General features: G+C 67.3%; 13 protein-coding genes. All 13 read left to right on the plus strand.

Features of this window, described 5'->3' with window-relative positions; translation table 11 throughout:
* The first annotated feature begins 81 nt into the window (after nucleotides 1-81).
* Nucleotides 82-810: an ABC transporter ATP-binding protein gene (locus tag BZG29_RS18055; RefSeq protein WP_077405848.1), complete on the plus strand. Its 729-nt coding sequence runs from the start codon at nucleotides 82-84 to the stop codon at nucleotides 808-810.
* Complete coding sequence (locus tag BZG29_RS18060; protein ID WP_253192633.1) at nucleotides 807-2333, plus strand: AAA family ATPase; 1527 nt, start codon at nucleotides 807-809, stop codon at nucleotides 2331-2333. Before BZG29_RS18055 ends, BZG29_RS18060 begins: the two co-directional genes overlap by 4 nt.
* Before the next feature lie 107 nt (nucleotides 2334-2440).
* Complete coding sequence (mshL, locus tag BZG29_RS18065) at nucleotides 2441-4399, plus strand: pilus (MSHA type) biogenesis protein MshL (protein ID WP_077409168.1); 1959 nt, start codon at nucleotides 2441-2443, stop codon at nucleotides 4397-4399.
* Entirely contained in the window at nucleotides 4396-5817 is a 1422-nt protein-coding gene (locus BZG29_RS18070) for a tetratricopeptide repeat protein (RefSeq protein ID WP_253192634.1), read from the plus strand. The genes mshL and BZG29_RS18070 overlap by 4 nt, the downstream gene beginning before the upstream one ends.
* A 7-nt stretch (nucleotides 5818-5824) precedes the next feature.
* Nucleotides 5825-7528: an ATPase, T2SS/T4P/T4SS family gene (locus BZG29_RS18075; RefSeq protein WP_077405851.1), complete on the plus strand. Its 1704-nt coding sequence runs from the start codon at nucleotides 5825-5827 to the stop codon at nucleotides 7526-7528.
* The gene (locus BZG29_RS18080; RefSeq protein WP_077405854.1) at nucleotides 7528-8733 is read left to right on the plus strand and encodes a type II secretion system F family protein; all 1206 of its coding nucleotides are present in this window, start codon (nucleotides 7528-7530) and stop codon (nucleotides 8731-8733) included. Before BZG29_RS18075 ends, BZG29_RS18080 begins: the two co-directional genes overlap by 1 nt.
* Nucleotides 8734-8740: 7 nt before the next feature.
* Entirely contained in the window at nucleotides 8741-10312 is a 1572-nt protein-coding gene (locus BZG29_RS18085; protein ID WP_077405857.1) for a hypothetical protein, read from the plus strand.
* Nucleotides 10309-10980 (plus strand): hypothetical protein, encoded by a 672-nt coding sequence (locus BZG29_RS18090; protein ID WP_253192635.1) that lies wholly within the window; start codon nucleotides 10309-10311, stop codon nucleotides 10978-10980. The genes BZG29_RS18085 and BZG29_RS18090 overlap by 4 nt, the downstream gene beginning before the upstream one ends.
* Nucleotides 10977-11405: a hypothetical protein gene (locus tag BZG29_RS18095; protein WP_077405861.1), complete on the plus strand. Its 429-nt coding sequence runs from the start codon at nucleotides 10977-10979 to the stop codon at nucleotides 11403-11405. Before BZG29_RS18090 ends, BZG29_RS18095 begins: the two co-directional genes overlap by 4 nt.
* Nucleotides 11402-12136: a hypothetical protein gene (locus BZG29_RS18100; protein WP_077405864.1), complete on the plus strand. Its 735-nt coding sequence runs from the start codon at nucleotides 11402-11404 to the stop codon at nucleotides 12134-12136. The genes BZG29_RS18095 and BZG29_RS18100 overlap by 4 nt, the downstream gene beginning before the upstream one ends.
* A complete protein-coding gene (locus tag BZG29_RS18105; protein ID WP_077405867.1) occupies nucleotides 12133-12849 on the plus strand; it encodes a type II secretion system protein in 717 nt (238 codons plus the stop codon). Before BZG29_RS18100 ends, BZG29_RS18105 begins: the two co-directional genes overlap by 4 nt.
* Nucleotides 12849-13622 carry an ABC transporter permease subunit gene (locus BZG29_RS18110; protein WP_171985049.1) on the plus strand — a complete coding sequence of 258 codons (774 nt, stop codon included), beginning with the start codon at nucleotides 12849-12851 and terminating at the stop codon, nucleotides 13620-13622. The genes BZG29_RS18105 and BZG29_RS18110 overlap by 1 nt, the downstream gene beginning before the upstream one ends.
* Nucleotides 13622-14344, plus strand: coding sequence for a hypothetical protein (locus BZG29_RS18115; RefSeq protein ID WP_077405873.1), 723 nt, complete (start codon nucleotides 13622-13624; stop codon nucleotides 14342-14344). Before BZG29_RS18110 ends, BZG29_RS18115 begins: the two co-directional genes overlap by 1 nt.
* Nucleotides 14345-14425: the final 81 nt, after the last annotated feature.

The raw sequence follows: 14425 nt of genomic DNA on the forward strand, positions 1-14425 counted from the left end.
GCAAGTAAACACTTGCCGCCCGCCGGCACCCATGGCAATAATGGCGGTCGTGCCCCGTCTTGCCTGCCGACCATTGCCACTATGAACGCCTGCGCCATCGAGTTCCACAACGTGCATCTGCAGCTGGCGGGCAGCGCCGTGCTGCGCGGCGTCGACCTGCAGGTGCGCGCGGGGGAACTGTTCGGCCTGGTTGGCGTGAATGGCGCGGGCAAGACTTCCCTGCTGAAATGCCTGCTGGACTTCTGTACGCCCGAGCGGGGCGAGATCGCCATCTTCGGCCAGCCGCACCGGCATGGCGCGGCGCGCCAGCCGCTGTCGTTTCTGCCGGAACGCTTCCAGGCGCCGTATTACCTGACGGGCGGCGACTTCCTGCGCTATCTGGCGCGCCTGCACAAGGTGCGCCCCGATGCGCAAGCGCTGCAGCAAACCCTGGACGCGCTGGACCTGGCGCCGGACGCCCTGCTGCGCCCCGCGCGCGCGTATTCGAAAGGCATGATGCAGAAATTGGGGCTGGCCGCATGCTTGCTATCGGGCAAGCCGCAACTGCTGCTCGACGAACCGATGAGCGGACTCGACCCGAAAGCGCGCGCGCAATTCAAGCAGGTATTGCGGCAAGCGCGCGCGCAAGGCCGCGGCGCCCTGCTCACCTCGCATGCGCTGGCCGACGTGGAAGAATTGTGCGACCGCATGGCCATCCTGCATGGCGGCCGCATCGTGTTTGCGGGCACGCCCGCCGAATGCCGCGCGCGCCATGGCGGCGCGGCCGACGCCAGCCTGGAGCAGGCTTTCCTCAATTGCATCGCGGCATGAACGCCGACCCGCGCGTCCCGCCCTCCACGCCGCCCGGAAGGCCGCATGCGCCCTCGCCGCACGGCATGTATCTGCGCCATTTCGGCTTGCGCACGGCGCCGTTCGGCATCACGCCGGACCCGGTCTTCTTTTATACGGGCAATACGCGGGGCGAGCTGCTCGCTGCGCTGCTGTATGCCGTCACGCAAGGCGAAGGCATCATCAAGCTGACGGGCGAAGTGGGCAGCGGCAAGACCATGCTGTGCCGCATGCTGGCCGAGCGCCTGCCGGCCCAGGTCGACGTACTGTATCTGCTCAACCCCCGCCTGGAACCGGACGAAGTCCTGCACGCCATCGCCGCCGAACTGGGCCTGGAACTGGACGGCTGCCGCGCCGACGCCGTGCTGCGCGCCCTGCACGGCGAGCTGATCGCCAGGCATGCGGCGGGACGCCAGGTGGTGTTGCTGGCCGAAGAAGCGCAAGCCATGCCGGGCGCCACCTTGGAAGCGCTGCGCCTGCTGACGAACCTGGAAACGGCCAGCCACAAACTGTTGCAGATCGTCCTGTTCGGCCAGCCGGAATTGCAACATACCCTGGACTTGCCCCAGTTCCGCCAATTGAAGGAACGCATCACCCACAGTTTCAGCGTGCCGCGCCTGCCGCCAGCCTTGCTGGACGACTATCTGGCATGCCGCCTGGCCGCCGCCGGCCGTGCGGCGCCGCTCGTTTTCACGCCGGCCGCGCTGCGCCGGCTGGCGCGCGCGGCGCAGGGCATCGTGCGCAGGATCAATATCCTGGCCGACAAGGCCTTGCTGGCCGCGTTTGCGGACGATGCGCAGGAAATCAGCGCGCGCCACGTGCGCCTGGCCATCGCGGACAGCCCCTTTTACCGCCCGCCCTGGCATGCGGGCAAGCTGCTGGCAGGCGCCTTGAGCGCGCTGATGCTGTCGCTGGCCGCCGCGCTGCTGTGGCAATGGCGGACAGGCAGCGAGGATCGCACAGCGGCGACAGCCAGCATGGCGACCCCGGCAAGCCAGGCATCCCGGCAGACATCCCAGGCACGCTCCGCCGCGCCCGCCGACACGGCCCCAGGCACGCTCAAGGCAGCGCTTATGCGCGCACCGCAGCCAGCCCCGTCAACGTTGCTCGACAGCAAGCTGGCCGAATCGCGCGACTGGCTGGCGCGGCAAGGGCCGCGGCAACTGGTGCTGCACATCGCCAGCCTGCCCGCCACCGAGACAGTTGCGGCGGAAACCTTCCTGCGACAGGCGCAGCAAGCCACCGGCCTGCACGACCTCCACGTGTTTCGCCTGCCCGGCGCCGCCCCCGCAACCGCGCCCGCGTCCCCGAATACGCCGCCCACGGCCTCCGCCGCGCGCCTGCTCATCGTCTATGGCAGCTTTGCCGACCAGGCCAGCGCCGAAGCCGTGTGGGCCAGGCTGGCCCCGGCGTCGCCGCAGAAAATATTGCTGAGCGACATAGACAGTATCCGCACAGAAATAAAAGCCTTGGCACCGGCAAAACCGGGGCGTGGCGCCCCCTGACTTTATTTCGGCATATTGCCTCCCAAGCCTGCACAGCCGATTGCTTTTAAGCGATCATGCTGGGTAAAATTACAAAAGCACAACACGACTCCAAGGGCGAACTTTTCATGACTCAACACCCTATTCCTGTGCTGACCTCTTGGGTCGCCCTCGCCTGCAGCACCATGCTGGCCGGCTGCGCCACGCATCAAACGCCGCTGTCGCCGGCCCACCTCAATGCCGCGCCCGTCGCCGCCGGCGTCATTCCCGAACCGGTGCAGCAAAGCAGCGCGCTGGCCGCGCCCCTGCCCGCACCCAAGGTGGAAACCTACAGCGTCACCGTGCACAAGGTGCCCGTGCAATCGCTGCTGTTTGCGCTGGCGCGCGACGCGGGCATGAATATCGACATCCACCCGCAGATCGAAGGCAGCGTCACCCTGAATGCGCTGAACCAGACCCTGCCGCAATTGCTGGCGCGTATCGGCAAGCAAGTCGATATGCGCTACGAAATCGATGGCAAGAACCTGACGGTGCTGCCCGACGCGCCCGTCTGGCGCACTTACAAGGTCGATTACGTCAACATGGCGCGCAGCACCAACAGCAGCGTGAATATCGCCACGCAAATTTCCACGGCAGGCGGCGGGTCGAACAACGCCAGCAACCCGGTGGGCAGCACGCAAGGCAGCGGCGGCAACGGCAACAACAATTCGACCACCCTCGTCGTGAATCGTTCGGAAAATAATTTCTGGTACAGCCTGGAAAAGAATATCCGCGACCTGCTGCGCGAGACCACGCTCAACGACGTGCAGGTGGACCCGCTGGCGCAGCTGAACCAGCAATTGACGAGCATGCCCGGCCAGCAGGGCCAGCAAGGCCAGCAGCAGAACCAGGCCGGCGCCTACCCTGCCCTCGGTGCGGCTGGCCAGTACGGCGCCCAGCCGCCGATGCAGTATGGCAACCCGAACGGGAGTCAGAATGCACCGGGCCAGCAGGCGCCCGGCCAGAATGCGGCTCCCGGCCAGCCGCTGGACGCGAACGGCATGCCGCTGCTCAAACTGGCCAACAAGGGCAGCCCCTCGTCCGTCGTCGTCAACGTCGAGGGCGGCCTGATCGCCGTGCGCGCCACGGGCCGCCAGCATGAAAAGATCGCCGAATTCCTCGACGCGGTATTGCACAGCGCCAAGCGGCAAGTGCTGATCGAGGCGACCATCATCGAAGTGCGCCTGAGCAATGAATACCAGCAAGGCATCAACTGGTCGCGCCTGACGGGCAGCCTGCAATTGCGGCAAGGGCAAGTGGGCACGGCGGGCCTGTCCAGCGGCGTCGCGCCGAACGCCACGCCCGGCATCTTCCTGCTCAATTATCTGAAGGACAGCTTTTCCACCACCATCCAGTTGCTCGAATCGTTCGGCAAGGTGAAAGTGCTGTCCAGCCCGAAGATCAGCGTGCTGAACAACCAGACGGCCATGCTGAAAGTGGTCGACAACAATGTCTTCTTTACCATCAAGGTGACGCCCGCCGTGATCAGCTCGACGGGCACCATCACCACCCCGGCCACCTATGAATCGAAGCTGGAAACGGTGCCCGTCGGCTTCGTCATGAGCGTCACGCCGCAGATTTCCGACAGCGATGAAGTGACCCTCAACGTGCGCCCCACCATCACGCGCATCGTCGGCTACGTGCAAGACCCGAATCCGGCCCTGGCCACGGCCAACGTGCAAAGCCGCGTGCCCGTGATCCAGGCGCGCGAGCTGGAATCGATCATGAAAGTGGGCAATGGCCAGATCGCCGTGATGGGCGGCTTGATGCAGGATTCCGTCGACAATGCCAAGGATGGCGTGCCGGGCCTGTCCAGCCTGCCTTTGGTGGGCAATTTATTTACCTATCGCAATGAGGCAAGCAGCAAGACGGAGCTGGTGATCTTCATGCGCCCCGTCGTCGTCAAGGATGCCAGCGTCGAAGGCGATTACCGCGATTACCGCTACCTGCTGCCCGACCAGGCGCCGCTCAACAGCCAGCCCTACACGGATGGCCCGCCAGCGGCGCCCGTGCGGCCGCAGGCGCGCTTGCAGGGAGACTTCCCATGAGCTTGCTGATGCAGGCGCTCAAGAAAGCCGAGCGCGCCAAGCAGAACAGCCTTTCCGACGAAGAACTGGAAAAGCCGTCCGAAGCCTACGACCAGGTGCTGGAACTGGCGCCGGCCGACGCCCTGCCGCCCCGTCCCGCACCAGTGGCACCGCCGCCCGCGCCGCCGGCCAGCACATTGCGCCTGGAGCCGCTGGCGGACGCGCCCGCGCCGCAGCCGGCACAGAGTGCCGCGCAGCCGGAGCCGCTGCCCGGGTCGCAGCAAGGCACGCAGCCAGGCCCGCCGCCCGAGCCGCCGCGCGCCCGTCCTGAAGCGCCGCCCGCCCGGCCACGCGCCAGCCGCAGCAATCCGCCGCCGAAAGGCCCCACGGGACCCATCAGCGTCGACCCGGCCACCGTGCGCCTGGCCGTGCTGCTGGCGATCCTGCTGCTGGTGGCCGGCTCCATGGCGTACTGGTATTGGCGCGCCAGCACCAGCCCTGGCGCGGGCGCCAACCTGCCCGGCGTACCCATGCCGCTGACGGATGCCCCGGGCACGGCCGGCGTCGCAGGCCCCGTCGTGGTGGTGGCGCCAGGAGCAGGCGCGGCAACGGCCACCGAGCCATCGCCACAAGCCTTGCCGCCTGAATTACAGCAGGCGCCGCGCCAGCAACCCGACGCGGCGGAGCAGCAAGCGATGATACAGGCGGCGGCCCAGGCCGCCGTGGCGGCGCAGCTGGCGCACATGGCGCCGCCCGCGCCGCCCAGCCTGCCACCGGTGGCCGCGCCCGACAACAGCCAGATCCAGGTACAGCGCAGCGTGGCCGCGCCGCAAATCAACCCCGACGTGCAGCAAGCCTATCAAGCCTTCAACGGTGGCCAGTTGGGCCTTGCTCGTCAGCAATATGAAACGGTGCTGCGGCAGGATGCGACCAACCGCGACGCGCTGCTGGGCCTGGCGGCCGTGGCCCTGCGCGAAAACCAGGGCGCGCAGGCGGCGGCCCTGTACCTGCGTTTGCTGGAAATCAATCCCGACGATGGCGAGGCGCTGGCCGGCCTGATCGGGCTGCGCCAGGGCGACGTGGCGCAGAGCGAGGCAAAATTGAAAGCCATCCTGGCGCGCAACCCCGACAGCGCCCCCGTGCTGTTTGCACTGGGCAATGTGTACGCCAAGCAGCGCCGCTGGAACGAAGCGCAGCAGCAATTCTTCCGCGCCTACGGCGCCGCACCCGGCAATCCCGACTATGCCTTCAACCTGGCCGTGGGTCTGGACCGGCTGAACCAGCCCCGGCTGGCCGCCACGTATTACCAGCGCGCCTTGACCCTGGCGCAGACGACGCCCGCCGCCTTCGACCAGGCCGTGGCGCAAGCGCGCTTGCGCGAACTGGCTGCCCCTGCGGCCCCGGCCGAGCCGGCCATCATCACACCCCGTCAGGAATAAGCATCACATGGCAGAACAGGCAAAACTTCCCCTCGGCAAGCTGCTGATCCAGAAAGGCGTGATCAGCGAAGACCAGCTGCGCATCGCCCTGATCGAACAGCGGCGCAGCAGCGAACCGCTGGGCAAGCTGCTGATCACCCTGGGTTTTGTCACGGAAGCCACCGTGCGCGAGGCGCTCAGCGAAAACCTGAAACAGGTCAGCGCGGACTTGTCGAGCCTGGTGGTCGATGCCATTGCCTTAAAGCTGATCCCGAAGGACGTGGCCAAGCGCTATCGCGTCTTTCCCATCGTCTACGAGCGGCAGGCGGATAACCTGATCCTGGCCATGGCCGACACGAGCAACATCGTTGCGCTCGATCAAATCAGCGCCATGCTGGTCAAGGGCATCACGATTTCCACCGTGCTCGTCAACGAATCGGACATTTCGCGCGCCATCGACCAGTACTATGGTTTTGAACTGTCGATCGACGGCATCCTGCACGAAATCGAAACGGGCGAGGTCAGCTATCAAAGCATGGCCTCGCCGTCGGACGAATACAGCCAGCCCATGGTGCGCCTGATCGACGCGCTGCTGGCCGATGCCGTGCAGAACGGCGCCTCGGACATCCATTTCGAGCCGGAACAGTCGTTCCTGCGCATCCGCTACCGCATCGACGGCATCCTGCGGCAAATCCGCAGCCTGCACAAATCGTACTGGCCGGCCATGGCCGTGCGCCTGAAGGTGATGTCGAACATGAATATCGCCGAGGCGCGCGCGCCGCAGGATGGGCGCATCAGCATCAAGTTTTCCGGGCGGCAAATCGACTTCCGCGCCTCGGCGCAACCGACCACGCATGGCGAAAACGTCGTGCTGCGCGTGCTGGACCGGCAAAAGGGCATCGTGCCGCTGGACGCCCTGGGCCTGGCCGAGGCGGAATTGAACTTGTTGAAACTCATGATCGCCCGGCCTGACGGCGTGATCCTCGTGACGGGCCCGACGGGCAGCGGCAAGACCACCACCCTGTATTCGATACTCAACCATATCAATACGGAAAGCGTCAACATCATGACCCTGGAGGACCCAGTCGAGTATCCGATGAACATGATACGCCAGACCTCCGTCAACGAATCCGTCAAGCTGGGCTTTGCCGACGGCATCCGCTCGATGATGCGGCAAGACCCCGACATCATTCTCGTGGGCGAGATCCGCGACCGCGAAACAGCGGAAATGGCGTTTGCCGCCGCCATGACGGGCCACCAGGTGTATTCCACCCTGCACACGAGCTCGGCCATCGGTTCCGTGGCGCGCCTGCTCGACATCGGTATCTTGCCCGACATCATGGCCGGCAACATCATCGGCATCGTGGCGCAGCGCCTGGTGCGGCGTTTGTGTCCGCATTGCAAGGAAAGCGTCATCGCCGATACCATCGAACGCCGCCTGCTGGGCCTTGCATCCGAGGCGCCCGCCGTCAGCATCTGCCGCGCCGCCGGTTGCGAGCGCTGCGCGCACCAGGGCTACAAGGGCCGCCTGGCCATCATGGAAATCCTCAAGATGACGGCCGAACTCGATGAATTGACGGCGCGCCGCGCCAGTTTGCGCGAGCTCAAGGCCGCCGCGCGCGCGGCCGGCTTCAAGGGCATCGTCGATGACGGCATGCGCCGCGTGCTGGAAGGCGTCACCACCCTGGAAGAAGTGGGCCGCGTGGTCGACCTGACGGAAAGGCTGGCCTGATGGCGCAATATGTCTACCGCGCAATGGATGCGGCCGGCGCCCTGATTCCCGGCAGCATGGAGGCGGCCAACGTGCCGGACCTGGAAGCGCGTTTGCACCGCATGCAGCTCGACTTGATCGACTGCAAGATCACGGGCCAGTACCTGGTGCTGCTGGGCAAGCGGATCATCCACCGCCGCGACCTGATCAATTTCTGCTTCCACATGGAGCAATTGACGGGCGCGGGCGTGCCCATCCTGGAAGGCTTGAACGACTTGCGCGAAAGCACGGATCATCCGCGCCTGCGCGAAGTCGTCACGGACTTAATTGAAAGCATCGAAGGCGGCTTGCCCCTGTCGGGCGCGCTGGCCCAGCACGGCGACATCTTCGACGCCACGTTTACCAGCTTGATCCTTGCGGGAGAACAAAGCGGCCGGATCGCCGAGGTGTTCAAGAACCTGTCGGAAAGTTTAAAATGGCAGGACGAGCTGGCGTCGCAGACGCGCAAGATCGTCATGTACCCCGTCGTCGTCGCCATCGTCGTGGCGGCCGTGACGTTTTTCCTGATGATTTATCTCGTGCCCCAGCTGACGGCGTTCATCCGCAACATGGGCGGCGAGCTGCCGCTGCACACGCGCGTGCTCATTGCCGTGTCGAATGTCTTCATCGATTACTGGTATCTGCTGCTGGCCTTGCCCGTGCTGCTGTTTTTCGGGCTGCGCGCGCTCATCCGCCGCAGCGAGGCGGCCCGCTACGCCTGGGATGGCTTGAAACTGCGGCTGTGGCTGGTCGGTCCCGTGCTGCACAAGATCATCCTGGCCCGCTTCGCCACGTTTTTTGCCCTGATGTATGCCTCCGGCATCACCATCCTCGAATGCATCCGCCTGTCCGAAGGCATCGCCGGCAACCAGGTGGTGGCGGCCGGCCTGCGCCGCGCCGCCCAGCTGATCAGCGAGGGTTACGGCGTCACCGCCGCCTTCCAGCACACGGGCATCTTCCCGCCGCTGGTGATCCGCATGCTGAAGGTGGGCGAGTCCACGGGTTCGCTGGACACGGCCTTGCGCAATGTCAGTTACTTTTACAACCGCGAAGTGAAGGAATTGATTGAAAAAGTGCAAGCCATGATCGAGCCGGCCATGACGGTCATCCTGGGTCTGCTGCTGGGCTGGATCATGCTGTCGGTGCTGGGGCCGATCTACGACACCATCAGCACCATCAAAACCTGAGGCCGCCGTGTTCCGCAAACAATTACTCTACCTCACCAGCGACGCCCTGTGCGCCTACGACTGGAACCACGGTGTGCTGGGCCCCGGCCAGGCCTTCCCCGCCAGCGCGGCCGGGCTGGACGGCTTCGCCGCGTGGCTGGAAGACCCGCAGGAGCGCAGGCTCGACGTGCCCGCCTACCTGCTGACGGACTTGATCGAGGAAGATTTCCAGCATCAGCTCGTGCCCCACGTGCGCGGCAAGGCGGGCCGCGCCCTGCTGGAGCGGCGCAAGCAGCAATTACACCGCGACACGCCCTACCGGGGCAGCACCCTGCTGGGGCGCGAAAGCACGGGCCGCCACGACGACCAGGTGCTGTTCTTTGCGCTGACCAATCCCTCGCTGCTGCAGCCGTGGACGGAAGCGCTGGAACACTTGCGCGTGCCCGTGGCCGGCATTTATTCGACCAGCCTGCTCAGTATCGCGCTGGTCAAAAAACTGTCGATCGCGCACGAACACTTGCTGCTGGTGACGCAGCAATCGGGCGGCTTGCGGCAAAGTTACTATGAAAAGGGCCAGCTGCGCTTTTCGCGCCAGACGGCGACCATCGCGCTCGACGGCGTGGCCGTGAATATCGCGCTGGAAACGGAAAAGACACGGCAATTTCTCACCAGCACGCGCATGCTGGCGCGCGGCGACGTCTTGAATACCGTCATCCTGGCGCCGGCCGCGCAGATCGCCAAGCTCGAACTGCTGTGCGACAACGGCGTCGAAGTGGCTTACCACTTCATCGACCTGCAACTGGCCGGCGCACGGGTGGGCTTGCGCCGGACGCCGGCGCTGGCCGACGAATTGCTGCTGACCTTGCTGGGCAAGCATCCGCCGTCCAGCCACTATCCGCCCGGCGCGCTGGCCCGCTATTACCACTTCCAGCGCGCGCGCAAGACGCTGTACGGCGCCAGCGCCCTGATCGGCGCGTCGGCCGCCCTGTGGTGCGTGATCAATGTGATTGGCGGCATCGCCGACGGGGCCGGCACGCAGCGGCTGGCGCAGGAAACGGCGTCCTACCAGGAGCGCTACCGCAGCGTCATGTCGACCCAGCCGCCGGCGCCGGCCAAGACGCAGAACATGAAAGTGGCCGTCACCCTGGGCCAGATGATCGCCAGCCAGGCGCCGGAGCCGGGCCGCCTGCTGGGCATGCTGAGCGCCGCGCTGGACCAGGCGCCGCAGGTCGCGCTGGGCCAGCTGCATTGGAGCGCGGGCCAGGCGCCCGCGCGCACGGCCGCTGGCCAGCCGCAGCAGCAGCAGCAGCAGCAGCAGCAGAGTGGGCCGCCCCGCAGCGCCCTGGCCGGCATCCCTGTCGCGCCGCCGCAGGCGCTGCGCCTGGAAGCGGACGTGGCCATGCCGAACAATGACTACCGCGCCGCGCTGGCCGCCGTCACGGCCTTCGCGCAAACCCTGGCGCGCCAGCCGCGCATGCAGGTGACGATCGAGGAAACGCCGCTCGACCTGCGTCCCAGCGTGGCCCTGTCCGGCAAGAGCGCCGCGCCGGCGCAGGACAGCCAGGCCCGCTTTACCCTCTTGCTGGAGTGGCAGCCATGAGCGGCCCCGTCAAGCAGCCGCCCCTGCCCGGCATGCAGCGGGCAGGCACGCCCATGCGCACCCTGCCCGCCTGGCTGGGCGAACTGCACCTGGTGCGCGCCGCCCTGCTGTGCTTTGCGCTGACCTTGCTGGCCAGCCTGCTGCTGCTGAGCCTGACCGCCGCCTATCGCATGCGCGAAGCGCAACAACTGTACCTGGCCCAGCACACGCGCGCGGCGGCGGCCACCCTGTTCAACCACGCGGAAGCAGAAAAGCAGGAAATCCGCGCCTACGAACCGCAATTTTTGGCCCTGCGCCAGCGCGGCCTGATCGGCGAGGAAAACCGCCTGGCCTGGATCGACGCCATCCGCCGCAGCCAGGAACAGCGCAAATTGCTGCCGATCAGCTATGACATCAGCCCGCAGCAAGCGCTGCCAGTGCCATTGCCCATGGTGATGGGGCAATATCACCTGCGCGGCAGCCGCATGCGCCTGCAGATGGATTTGCTGCACGAGATGGACTTGCTGAACCTGTTTGACGATTTGCGCCAGGCCGGCTATTTCGCCGTGCAGGATTGCACGCTCAAGCGCCATGGCGCGCCCGGCGGCGAGGCGGTGCCGACCTTGGGCGCCGAATGCGAACTGCTGTGGCTGACCGTCAACAGCGTGCCCGTGCCGGGGCGGCCATGAGGTCCGCCCTCGTCCTGCGCGCCCTCGTCCTGTGCCTGTCCTTGGCCGGCGCCGCGCTCACGGCGCAGGGACAGGCACAGCAGCTGGGACGCCTGTTCCTGTCGCCCCAGCAGCGCGCCCAGCTCGACGCGCAGCGCTACGGGCCGCCGCCGCCCAATCCCGCGCTGGCGGCGCCCCCGCCACCGCCACCGCCGCCGCCCGCGCCGCCCGTGGAATTGAATGGCGTGGTGCAGCGCAGCAGCGGCCGCTCCACCGTCTGGCTGAACCAGGAAGCGCAAAACGAACCGCACAACCGCCTTGAGCGTGGCAAGCCCGGCACCCTGACCCTGCGCCTGTCGAATGGCCAGGCGGTGCTGCTGAAACCAGGCCAGCGCTACGACCCGGCCAGCGGCACGGTCACCGAGGTGCAGGAGACGCCGCCATGACGCCACGGCAAGCTCATTGGCAGCCTCGTCGCCAGCGCGGCGCCGCGCTGTTGCTGCTGGTGGCCGTGTTGGGCCTGGGCGCGGCCAGCCTCCTGATCAGCGCCTTTGGCCGCAAGACGGGCGAGGCCGAACGCCAGCAACGCACGCTGGACACCCTGGCGCAGGCGCGCGAAGCCTTGCTGGGCTTTGCGGCGGTCAATGGCCGCCTGCCCCGTCCGGCCGCCTCCGCCCTCGACGGGCGCGAACGGGCCGCCGATTGCGCCGACGATGCCGCCTGCAGCGGCTTCTTGCCGTGGGTGGCGCTGGGCGTGGCGGGTAGCGACGCCTGGGGAAAACTGCTGCGCTACAGCGTCACGCCGGAAATGGCGCGCGCGCCCATCGTCTCGTTTTCCGCCGTCGCCAACCGGGTCGTGCTCGAGCGCGACGCGCGCGGCGAATTCGCCTACGTCGCGGGCCAGGCACTGTGCGACGTCAGCGTCGAATGCCTGCCCGTCGTGCTGTTCTCGCAAGGCAAGGACCATCACGGCACGGCCGCCAGCGGCGTGACGCAGATCAATACGGCACGCGGCAATCTCGACGAGGCCGCCAACGACCGCGCCAGCCGCAGTTTCATCGCCCGCCCCGCCACCGACAATGCCGCGCTGCCCGGCGGCGCCTTCGACGACATGCTCACCTGGATTACCTTGCCCGTCCTGTACCAACGCATGCGCGCCGCGCGCAACCTGCCATGAGCCCCCGCCCGCGCCCATCGCGCCGCCAGGGCGGCTTTTCCCTGATCGAGATCGCCATCGTGCTCGTCATCGTGGGCTTGATGATAGGCGGCCTGGTCACGCCCTTGACGGTGCAGCTGGAACAGCGCAAGGTGGCCGAAACGCAACAGGCGCTGAATGAGGCGAAGGAAGCGCTGACGGGCTACGCGCTGCGCTACGGCTACCTGCCCTGTCCCGCCATCTCCGCCATGAGCGGCCTGGAAGACCGGCGCGGCACCCGCTGCACGGGCGAAAAACGCGCCGGCTTCCTGCCCTGGGCCACCCTGGGGCTGCGCCAGGGCGACAGCTGGAACAATCTGTTCCGCTACAGTGTGACGCCGGCCTTCAGCGACAGCGGCCAGCTTTTCAGCCTGTCGACGCCGCGCGACATCAGCATCGTCACGCGCAATGGCGGCGCGCTGCTGCAGGCGACGGCGTTGCAGGACATCCCCGCGATGATCATGTCGCACGGCAAGAACGGTTTCGGCGCCACGGGCGTGCAGGGCCAGCGCCAGGCCTTACCTTTCAGCAACAATGTCGACGAGCGCAACAATGCCTCGAACGCCACCACCGTCATCAGCCGCGCCGCCAGCGGCCCGCAGCAGCCCGGCGGCGAGTTCGACGATATCGTCGCCTGGCTGTCGCCGAACATCCTGTTCAACCGCATGGTGGCCGCGCAAAGGCTGCCCCGCTGATGCCCATGCTCTCGCCCGCCGCCACCATCGCCCGCTACACGCTGCTTGAAGCGCTGCGCAGCCGCCTGCCGTGGCTGTTCCTGCTGGCCGCCTGCGCCGGCGCCGCCCTGGCCGGCTTCCTGCAGCAACTGGCGCTGACGGAAAGCGGCGCCGTGCAGGCGGCGCTGCTGGCTGCCGCCTTGCGCCTGGCCGGCGTCTTCCTGCTGGCCACCTTCATCATCACCAGCATGGCGCGCGAAGCGGCCGACCGGGGCCTGGAACTGCTGCTGGCGCTGCCCATGCCGCGCGCCGCCTACCTGCTGGGCAAACTGCTGGGCTACGGGGCCCTGGCGGCCGTGCCCGCCGTGCTGTTCGGCCTGTTGATGGCCCTGTTCGCCGCGCCCGCGCAAAGCGCGCTGTGGGCACTGTCCTTGCTGGGCGAGTTGTGGATCGTCGCCGCCTTCAGCCTGCTGTGCGCGGCCAGCCTGCAGCAGGCCCTGCCGGCGCTGGCCGCGACTGGCGGTTTCTATGTGCTGGCGCGCATGCTGGGCAGCCTGCAACTGCTGGCGCACGGCCCGCAGGCGGGCGACTCGCTGGCGCAGCGGGCCACGGCCGGCGCCATCGACGTGCTGGCCCTGCTGCTGCCCCGCCTGGACGCATTTGCCCGCACGGAATGGCTGCTGTACGCCACCGGCGACTGGCCAGCCCTGGTCAATGTGGCGGCGCAAACCGGCATCTATGTGGCCTTGCTGGCCAGTTGCGCGCTGTGCGACTTTTACCGCAGGAACATCTGATGGCCGCCGCCCAGCGCCCCTGGCGCAGCGTGCCGCGCCCCCTGTGCTGGCTGCTGGCGGCATGCCTGCTGCTGCAGCTGGGCTGGCGCCTGGCGCAGCAGCAAGCGCCGGCCCAGGCGCGGCCCCTGCCCGCCGCGCCGCCGGCGGGCGTGGCGCGCCTGGCCAGCCTGGGCGAGCCGCTGGCCATGTCGAAAGCGATGCTGCTGTACCTGCAGTCGTTCGAAGACCAGGCCGGCGTCAGCCTGCCGTGGCGCGAACTCGACTATGACCGCCTGGCCGGCTGGCTGGAGACGGCGCAAACGCTCGATCCGCGCAGCCAGTATGCGCTGGTGGCCGCCAGCGAAGTGTATGCGGGCGTGGCCGACCCGCAGCGCGTGCGGCGCATGCTGGCCTTTGTCGCCGCCAGCTTCGCGGCCGACCCGCAGCACCGCTGGCCCGCCATGGCGCAGGCGGCGCTGGTGGCGAAGCACCAGCTGCGCGACCTGCCGCTGGCCCTGTCGTATGCGCGTGAACTGCGGCGGCTGGCGACGGGGCCGCACGTACCGGCCTGGGTGCGCGAGATGGAAGCGTTCATCCTGGAAGACATGGACCAGCTCGACAGCGCCCGCCTGGTGATCGGCGGCCTGCTCGCCAGCGGCCAGATCAGCGATCCGCACGAGCTGGCCTTCCTCGCGCGCCGGCTCGACGAACTTGCCAAGAAGAAAGCAAGGGCAGCGCCATGAGCCGCTGTCCGAAAGGCCATGCGCATACGGCATCAATTGCAGTAAACTGCCATCTCAAGCTGTAGTACTTTTTTTTCAAGG

It is taken from the genome of Janthinobacterium sp. LM6 (genome assembly GCF_002002885.1).
GTDB classification, from domain to species: Bacteria; Pseudomonadota; Gammaproteobacteria; order Burkholderiales; family Burkholderiaceae_D; genus Janthinobacterium; species Janthinobacterium kumbetense.

Bases quoted from the DNA above. Each gene is read 5' to 3' on its own strand.
- BZG29_RS18055 (WP_077405848.1), top strand. From the start codon at position 82: ATGAACGCCTGCGCCATCGAGTTCCACAACGTGCATCTGCAGCTGGCG.
- BZG29_RS18060 (WP_253192633.1), top strand. From the start codon at position 807: ATGAACGCCGACCCGCGCGTCCCGCCCTCCACGCCGCCCGGAAGGCCG.
- mshL (WP_077409168.1), top strand. From the start codon at position 2,441: ATGACTCAACACCCTATTCCTGTGCTGACCTCTTGGGTCGCCCTCGCC.
- BZG29_RS18070 (WP_253192634.1), top strand. From the start codon at position 4,396: ATGAGCTTGCTGATGCAGGCGCTCAAGAAAGCCGAGCGCGCCAAGCAG.
- BZG29_RS18075 (WP_077405851.1), top strand. From the start codon at position 5,825: ATGGCAGAACAGGCAAAACTTCCCCTCGGCAAGCTGCTGATCCAGAAA.
- BZG29_RS18080 (WP_077405854.1), top strand. From the start codon at position 7,528: ATGGCGCAATATGTCTACCGCGCAATGGATGCGGCCGGCGCCCTGATT.
- BZG29_RS18090 (WP_253192635.1), top strand. From the start codon at position 10,309: ATGAGCGGCCCCGTCAAGCAGCCGCCCCTGCCCGGCATGCAGCGGGCA.
- BZG29_RS18095 (WP_077405861.1), top strand. From the start codon at position 10,977: ATGAGGTCCGCCCTCGTCCTGCGCGCCCTCGTCCTGTGCCTGTCCTTG.
- BZG29_RS18100 (WP_077405864.1), top strand. From the start codon at position 11,402: ATGACGCCACGGCAAGCTCATTGGCAGCCTCGTCGCCAGCGCGGCGCC.
- BZG29_RS18105 (WP_077405867.1), top strand. From the start codon at position 12,133: ATGAGCCCCCGCCCGCGCCCATCGCGCCGCCAGGGCGGCTTTTCCCTG.
- BZG29_RS18110 (WP_171985049.1), top strand. From the start codon at position 12,849: ATGCCCATGCTCTCGCCCGCCGCCACCATCGCCCGCTACACGCTGCTT.
- BZG29_RS18115 (WP_077405873.1), top strand. From the start codon at position 13,622: ATGGCCGCCGCCCAGCGCCCCTGGCGCAGCGTGCCGCGCCCCCTGTGC.